Source organism: Flavobacterium sp. (genome assembly GCF_044338735.1).
In the GTDB taxonomy this organism is placed as follows: domain Bacteria; phylum Bacteroidota; class Bacteroidia; order Flavobacteriales; family Flavobacteriaceae; genus Flavobacterium.
Genome location: NZ_JBIIWV010000096.1, coordinates 1 through 8,167 on the forward strand (window position 1 = coordinate 1; position 8,167 = coordinate 8,167).

Annotated in this window: 6 protein-coding genes; 2 read left to right on the forward strand and 4 right to left on the reverse strand. The window is 33.8% G+C overall.

Annotated features, from left to right (window positions below):
- Positions 1-173: 173 nt before the first annotated feature.
- Entirely contained in the window at positions 174-3,029 is a 2,856-nt protein-coding gene (gene carB / locus ACIQZC_RS07280; RefSeq protein WP_396138574.1) for a carbamoyl-phosphate synthase large subunit, read from the forward strand.
- Between the two features lie 89 nt (positions 3,030-3,118).
- On the opposite strand, the gene ACIQZC_RS07285 is transcribed toward carB, so the two are convergent.
- Both ACIQZC_RS07285 and ACIQZC_RS07290 read right to left on the reverse strand, forming a co-directional pair.
- A complete protein-coding gene (locus tag ACIQZC_RS07285; protein WP_396138575.1) occupies positions 3,119-3,751 on the reverse strand; it encodes a hypothetical protein in 633 nt (210 codons plus the stop codon).
- A gap of 147 nt (positions 3,752-3,898) precedes the next feature.
- Positions 3,899-4,750: a tetratricopeptide repeat protein gene (locus ACIQZC_RS07290; RefSeq protein ID WP_396138576.1), complete on the reverse strand. Its 852-nt coding sequence runs from the start codon at positions 4,748-4,750 to the stop codon at positions 3,899-3,901.
- 291 nt (positions 4,751-5,041) lie between these two features.
- Here ACIQZC_RS07290 and ACIQZC_RS07295 point away from each other — a divergent pair, with 291 nt between their 5' ends.
- Positions 5,042-5,425: an HU family DNA-binding protein gene (locus ACIQZC_RS07295; protein ID WP_396138577.1), complete on the forward strand. Its 384-nt coding sequence runs from the start codon at positions 5,042-5,044 to the stop codon at positions 5,423-5,425.
- A gap of 47 nt (positions 5,426-5,472) precedes the next feature.
- Here the strand turns inward: ACIQZC_RS07295 and ACIQZC_RS07300 are convergent, their stop codons facing one another.
- Positions 5,473-6,144 (reverse strand): hypothetical protein, encoded by a 672-nt coding sequence (locus tag ACIQZC_RS07300; RefSeq protein ID WP_396138578.1) that lies wholly within the window; start codon positions 6,142-6,144, stop codon positions 5,473-5,475.
- Between the two features lie 169 nt (positions 6,145-6,313).
- On the reverse strand, positions 6,314-8,167 hold a 1,854-nt coding region (locus ACIQZC_RS07305), incomplete at its 5' end, for an FG-GAP-like repeat-containing protein (protein WP_396138579.1).

Here is an 8,167-nt window from a genome sequence, read left to right on the forward strand (position 1 = left end):
TTTTTTTAAAGTGTTTATAAAATTTGAATAAGTTTTTGAAGCTATTTCCTGCTGTTCGTTATAATCTTTTTATTTTTATAAAGAATAAAAACAAAAAGGATTTCCACTGCCATCAGGGCTAAAAAAATAAAAATACAAAACAGACAACTAACTACATAATTTAAAGAATCACAATGCCTAAAGACACATCAATCAAATCGGTTTTAATTATTGGATCAGGGCCCATCGTTATTGGACAGGCGTGCGAATTTGACTATGCGGGTTCGCAATCAGCTCGATCATTAAAAGAGGAAGGAATTGAAGTTATTCTTATCAATTCAAACCCAGCAACCATCATGACCGACCCATCCATGGCCGATCATATTTACTTAAAGCCACTAACCACAAAATCAATCATTGAAATTTTAAAAGCACATCCGCAAATTGATGCGGTATTGCCTACAATGGGCGGTCAAACGGCTTTGAACTTGTGTTTGGAAGCTGATGAAAAAGGGATTTGGGAAGATTTCGGAATCAGATTAATAGGCGTTGATGTAAATGCTATCAATGTTACTGAAGATAGAGAACAATTTAAACAATTACTTGCAAAAATCGGGATTCCAGCCGCACCAGCCAAAACCGCCAATTCATTCTTAAAAGGTAAAGAAATTGAGCAAGAATTTGGTTTTCCATTAGTAATTCGTCCTTCCTTTACATTGGGTGGAACAGGTGCTGCAATCGTGTATAAAAAAGAAGATTTTGACGGCGCATTAACCTATGGATTAGAAGCCTCTCCTATACATGAAGTTTTGATTGACAAGGCATTAATGGGATGGAAAGAATATGAATTGGAATTATTACGCGATAAAAATGATAATGTAGTTATTATTTGTACCATAGAAAACATGGACCCTATGGGAATCCATACAGGAGACTCAATCACAGTAGCTCCTGCAATGACGCTATCGGATAAAACGTTTCAAAGAATGCGCGATATGGCAATCTTAATGATGCGTTCTATCGGTAATTTTGCAGGTGGTTGTAACGTTCAGTTTGCTGTTTCGCCAGATGATAAAGAAGATATTGTAGCCATTGAAATCAATCCGAGAGTTTCACGTTCATCAGCATTAGCATCAAAAGCAACGGGTTACCCAATTGCTAAAATCGCAACGAAACTAGCTTTAGGCTATAACTTAGATGAATTACAAAATCAAATTACAAAATCGACTTCAGCATTGTTTGAACCTACGTTAGATTATGTAATTGTAAAAATACCACGTTGGAACTTCGATAAATTTGAAGGTGCTGACCGTACTTTAGGACTCCAAATGAAATCAGTAGGGGAAGTAATGGGAATTGGTCGTTCGTTCCAAGAAGCGCTTCACAAAGCCACACAATCTTTAGAAATTAAACGCAATGGCTTAGGAGCAGACGGAAAAGGCTATAAAAACTACGACCAAATTATTGAGAAATTAACCTTTGCGAGTTGGGATAGAGTATTTGTAATCTATGATGCCATTGCCATGGGAATTCCGCTTTCAAGAATTCACGAGATTACCAGAATCGACATGTGGTTTTTGAAACAATATGAAGAGTTATTCCATTTAGAGCGCGAAATTTCAACGTATAAAGTCGATACTTTACCAAGAGAATTGTTATTAGAAGCTAAACAAAAAGGATACGGAGACCGTCAAATAGCGCACATGGTGGGTTGTTTAGAAAGTCAGATTTATAAATTGCGTGAAGCACAAAACATCAAGCGGGTCTACAAATTAGTAGATACCTGTGCGGCTGAGTTTAAAGCCGTAACGCCTTATTTTTACTCAACTTTTGAAGCCGAAATTGAAAAAGCAGACGGCACCAAATACGTACACAACGAAAGTATTGTGACCGATAAGAAAAAAGTAGTGGTTTTAGGATCAGGACCCAACCGAATTGGACAAGGAATTGAGTTCGATTATTCGTGTGTACATGGGGTTTTAGCAGCAAAAGAATGCGGCTATGAAACCATCATGATCAACTGTAACCCTGAAACGGTTTCAACTGATTTTGATACGGCAGATAAATTGTATTTCGAACCTGTTTTTTGGGAACATATTTACGACATCATTCAGCACGAAAAACCAGAAGGTGTTATTGTGCAATTGGGCGGACAAACCGCATTGAAATTAGCTGAAAAATTAGCCAAATATGGCATAAAAATACTAGGAACTTCTTTTGATGCGTTGGATTTAGCCGAAGATAGAGGACGTTTTTCAGATTTATTAACGGAGTTGAAGATTCCATTTCCTCAATTTGGAATTGCAGAAAGCGCAGAAGAAGCTTCTGTATTAGCAGATACTTTAGATTTTCCATTATTGGTTCGCCCTTCCTACGTATTAGGCGGACAGGGCATGAAGATTGTCATCAACAAACAAGAATTAGAAGAACACGTTATTGACTTATTAAAATCAATTCCTGGAAATAAATTATTGTTAGACCATTATTTAGATGGCGCCATTGAGGCCGAAGCCGATGCCATTTGCGATGCCGACGGCAATGTGTATATTATAGGAATTATGGAACACATAGAACCTTGTGGAGTGCATTCGGGCGATAGTAACGCAACATTACCTCCGTTTAACTTGGGCGAGTTTGTCATGCAGCAAATTAAAGACCATACTAAGAAAATTGCGCGTGCGTTACAAACTGTGGGCTTAATTAACATACAATTTGCCATTAAAGATGATACCGTTTATATTATTGAAGCCAATCCAAGAGCATCGCGTACGGTACCGTTTATTGCAAAAGCCTATGGCGAACCTTATGTAAACTATGCTACAAAAGTAATGTTAGGCCATAACAAAGTAACCGATTTTAAGTATAACCCACAGTTAAAAGGCTATGCCATAAAGCAACCTGTGTTTTCATTTAGTAAGTTTCCTAATGTAAACAAAGCCTTAGGACCAGAAATGAAATCTACTGGAGAAAGCATTTTATTTATAGATGATTTGAAAGACGATCAATTCTACGATTTGTACTCACGAAGAAAAATGTACTTAACGAAGTAATACTAAAAATCCCAATCAAACGATTGGGATTTTTTTATGATTAGGGCAAGGAATGAAAATCCGCGGTATCGAGTATCAAGGGGCTGAATCTAGTTACGTAACGGCTTTATTCCAAATTCATATAATTTATGACCAGTTTCTGTTATTGTGAATTTTAGACCATCTAAATGTCCAATACCACAAGAATACATAAATGCTTCTCCGTCTTTGTCTGACCATTTTTCTTCTTTACATTTTCGATGTAGAAAATCATAACCGGCAGGATTAAGACTATTAAGGGCAAAGGCTAGCTGATTGAACTCCACCCAACTTATATGTTCTTCTATATGTGCCTTGAAAAGGTTAGCTAAAATTTTTGATTGAACGACCTCAATGAATTTCTCATTTAAAACTAAAACAGTTTCTAAAACTTGCTCTTTGTATATTGAATCCCTAACAAATTTGGCTTTAAAATTTGCAAGTTTAAATTCATCTATATTTCTTGTATGAAATTCTTTCAAGAAAACAAGAATTTTTTTGACATTATGTCTTGCGATAAAAGAAGATGAAATATTATAAAAAGCAACCAAAGTTTTTACTATAGGAATCTCCTTTAAGAGATCATTTTCAGTAATATTGTCGATAACTAGCTCAGTATAGTCTATTTCTATATCAAGAGTTTTTTCATAAATTTCAATTTCTAACTTTTCAGTTATTTTATTGTCGATATTTTCATCTTTCATATTTGATATTGATGTTTAAATTTTACGTTTAACCCTCTGAAGCCCGCCGAGGTTCAAAATTAAAGAAATTAATTATTTATTTTGCAATCACAAAACCAACTTAAAAATAATTCAAAAACCAAATCTGCTGGTAGCCGTGGTATTCACTTATTTCTCTAATTCAGCTTGCATATTGTTTAAGTTTTTTGTGTATTTTTTTTCAGAATTTGACCATTTTTCAGTTTCTGCTTTCCATTTTATAAAATTAGTTGTGTCTTTTATTTTAAAATATTCATAGGCAAGATTATGAGCTGTTTCTTGAATGAAGTTTTGCTCTGTACATTTTGTTGTCATACTAAAATATGTTTCTGCTACTTTTTCAAAATTCTCTAGTTTAGTATAGGTATAGGCTAATTCTTTATAAGCATAGCAATCTTCAGGGTTTTCTTTAATTGCTTTTAAAAGAGCAATCTCTGCATCATTAAATTTCCCTAAAGCTTTATAGGAATACGCAAGTTCTGTTTGTAAACCTTTAAATTTAGAATTGATTTTATCTGCTTTCTTAAGATAAGTCAATGCTTTTCCGCATTCATTCCAGCTATTATACATATAACCCCAACGGTATAATCTATCTACAGAATTCTCATCCGTTTTATGTGCTTTTAACCAACTTGGTGTTTTTTCAATGTGTAGTTCTTTAAATTTTGCTTCTGGAATTTCTGCAATTGCTATTTTGTTTGGGTGCAGCCTCGATTTAATAAACCCAACTTCATTTTCAAATTCACTTTTAAGTTTATTATACGTTCCGTCTTTATTAATTTTGAACTTTCCTTCATAGTTGAAAGTCAATCCTGCTTGAGAGTCCATATATATAAAACCAAAAGTGTAAGTACTGTCTTTGTCCATTTGATAGGCAATCCATTTGTCTTCACATTGGATATTTCTTTTGTCAAATTTTAAACTATTTTGTTTGTTTACACTTGTTGTTAATAGTGTTAATAGAATATAAAAATATTTCATATGCTAATCTTTTAGGGTTTTAGGGAATAGTTCGATTAACTTGTTTCTTTTTCTGCTATAACCAAATATAATAATTATTTTAAAAATTATCATTCATAAGTAACTAATTTTAATTTATTAATAAATATATTTGTAATTAAATTGTTGATTTTTATAATTTCCCTAGATGAGTTTTGTTTTTTCTCTAGGGCAATTGATTGCTTTCTCTACAGTATTTATATAATTACTGTACAGCAATTAAAAAAGAGACCAAGAGCAAATAATAATGTGTAACGTTTATACTATAAAGAGATGCCTATTGCTTTTAAAATGGTGCCTAAGCAAAATAATATTGCTACACCACCACAAGTAAAATATTATCCTTGCGCTGTGAGTAGTGGCGAGGTAGATTTAGAATACTTAGCCGAAATTATTTCGAGTCGTTCTACAATAAGTGTGGCCGATTGTTATGGTGTGCTCATAGGAATGAGTCAGGTAATAGGAGAGGAGTTGGCAAAAGGAAAAATCGTTAAAATAGAACGATTAGGAACTTTTGCTTTAAGCTTAAAAGGTGCAGGGACAGATGAACCTCAGAAATTAAACAAAAACACCATTTTAGGCACAAGAATGTTGTTTAAACCTGCAAAGAGTTTGAAAAAAGTGTTGACAACGTTAAATTTTATACGTGTGAGATAAAAAAAAAGCACCGATTTCTCGGTGCTTTGTATAAGATAACGTGGGTATTACATACCACCCATTTGTTGTTTAAATTCTTCCATGGTTACTTTTGTATAGCCTTCGCCAGTAATTACAAAGCAATCTTTTGGTAATTCTTTTGAAAAAGAAGTAGCCGTCATGGTCATTTCACCTTGTGGTGTGCTGGTAATAATTTGTAACGGATAACCTGCTAATTTTACTTTAGTTTCTTTTAATGGGGTTTGTGGTGCAATAGCGTCTGTAATGTAGAACACGTTTGTGCTTCCGTCTGCCATTTTAACATTTGCTTTATAGCATTTAAAACCAGCAATTTCTTTAACCTCATTTTTATCATAGGTTACATCTACCGCGTCATCAAGATTAGCAACACCTTTACTGCTGTTCAATGCTTCTTCACCTGCTTCAATGATTTCATATTTCATACCCATCACTTCAACAGCCATTTTAGTGTCTTTAACGTTTCCAACTGGAGTAATGGTTTTCATCAACATCATACCACTCATCATGTTCATTTCGGTAGTTTGTGTTGTTTCGTCAAAATGGATGGTTAGGGTGCTTTCTCCCATCATGGCAGCAGCTTCATCGTTTCCTGTTAATTCTAATTTATAAGTAACAGATCCTTTTTTTAAGGCTTGTGCATTTATCATTCCACCTGCTAGAAGTAAAAAAGCGAATGCAATTTTTGTAAGGTTTTTCATTTGAATTTTTTTTAGTTTGGTAAAGATAATAATTTATTGATTCGGAAGTTATTTTAGGTTATTGATTTTTATTTTTTCTAGAATTATTTCTAATTAAAAGATGGGATGGCACAAAAAAACAACTACTTTTTATTAAAGTAGTTGTTTTAATTTTTCAAAAAGAATGCATTTAGTTTTTCTTAACGAAACGTTCTGTATATTTTTTTCCATCAATTGTTTCTATGGCTAAAATATAGATGCCTTCTGACAAACTAGCTATACTAATTGTATCATTGGTTAATTTTACATTTTTGATTACTTTTCCAAGCATGGATACAATACTTACATTTTTAATTGTACTTAAATCAATATTTGAAATAGTAAGTTGTTCTGAAGCTGGGTTTGGATAAAGAACTATTTTATTGGTGCTAAATTCCTCTTGCCCCAGCGGACTTGAACCTTCTACCACATGAAGCGATTGATTGATTCCAGGATTATTAATCACGTCTACAGCCCCAGAAGGCCATCTGATGATAACTTGTGAAATGCTTGTTGCAGCGCCTATACCGAAATGAGCATTTAAAGAACTCATGTATTTAAACCCTTCACCACTTCTTATGTCTCTAATTTGTTTACCCCAAGTTCCATAAATTTCAACTCGGGTGCCAATTCCATTACGATTACTTTGTACTCCTTGTAATGAAAATTTAATCCAGTTGTTGCCATTAGGAACGGCATAACGAATCGTGGTTCCATTTTGAATGTCTAAGAAACCATCATTATTTAAATCGCCAACAGCTCCTACGCTTATACCTACGTAGCTAGTAGGTGAAAAAGTACTATTTCCTTGATTAAACATAATTTTATTTCCTCCACCTAAAACGTCAACAAAACCATTGTTATCAAAATCGTAAGCTATATTGTCTATGTTTGTTGAGGTATTAGTGTCCCAACCAGAGCCAGCCGTAATATTAGTAAAACCTTCTTCGGTTGTGTTTGTGGTATCTAAATTATTTCTAAAATATTTATGTAAACTAGCACTAGCAGTGATGATGATATCCATATCTCCATCATTGTCAAAATCGGCAATGGCAGAAGACCAAGTTTGAATAGGTGTAACATTGATACCAGCAATCGCTGAAATGTTAGTATAAGTATTATTGCCATCATAACGATACAATTCACAAGGTGGGCCCGAACATTTTGAAACAAAAACATCACTATCGCCATCATTATCAAAATCTGTGAAAAGTGTAGCATAATTTCCAGTTGTGGTTGCTATGCTCATCGATCCTGGAGTCACTGTTGATTGGTAAAAAGTTAAAACACCACTTCCATTATTTAGATAATAACAACTTGGAGCGATATCATGGCATACGAAAATATCTAAATTACCATCATTATTTAAATCAGAAAAATTAGTTCGTTGCGAGAAAATATATTGTCCTGGTACAAAAGCCGAGTATGTTGAACCGTTATTTATTGAGGTAATAATTGTTGCTCCACTTCCATTTCCTAAGACTAAATCATTATAACCATCTCTATTATAATCGCCTGCTGCCATACTCCAGTTTGGAACTAATGCGGCAGAAGTTGATCCTGAAAAAGAAAAGGTATGATCAGTTACTGTGAAATTTCCAGGAGTACTTCCTTGATAATGAATACGCATGGAAGTGGCATTAATACCTACAATATCATCTTTATAATCTCCATTCATATCAGCAACACAAATATTATAAGAGCTGTTTATGGTTGAAATAGTTTGTGTTGTATAAGAAACAGGATAAATTATTGGCACTACCGATAAAGTAAAATCAAAACCAGCCGCATTCCAGCGATTATCCCAAACTATATAATAAGTTATACCAGCAACTACTTCAAATGTTTTTACCGATAGGTTTGAATTTGTATTACCAGCGTTACAAGCAATTACCCCAGAATTATCATCACTGGTAATACAAGTTAAACCCGAAGTACAATTACCCGTATATACACTAAAATTCGTGTCTTTACAAATATTAATCATAAGATCAGAGGAAACAGT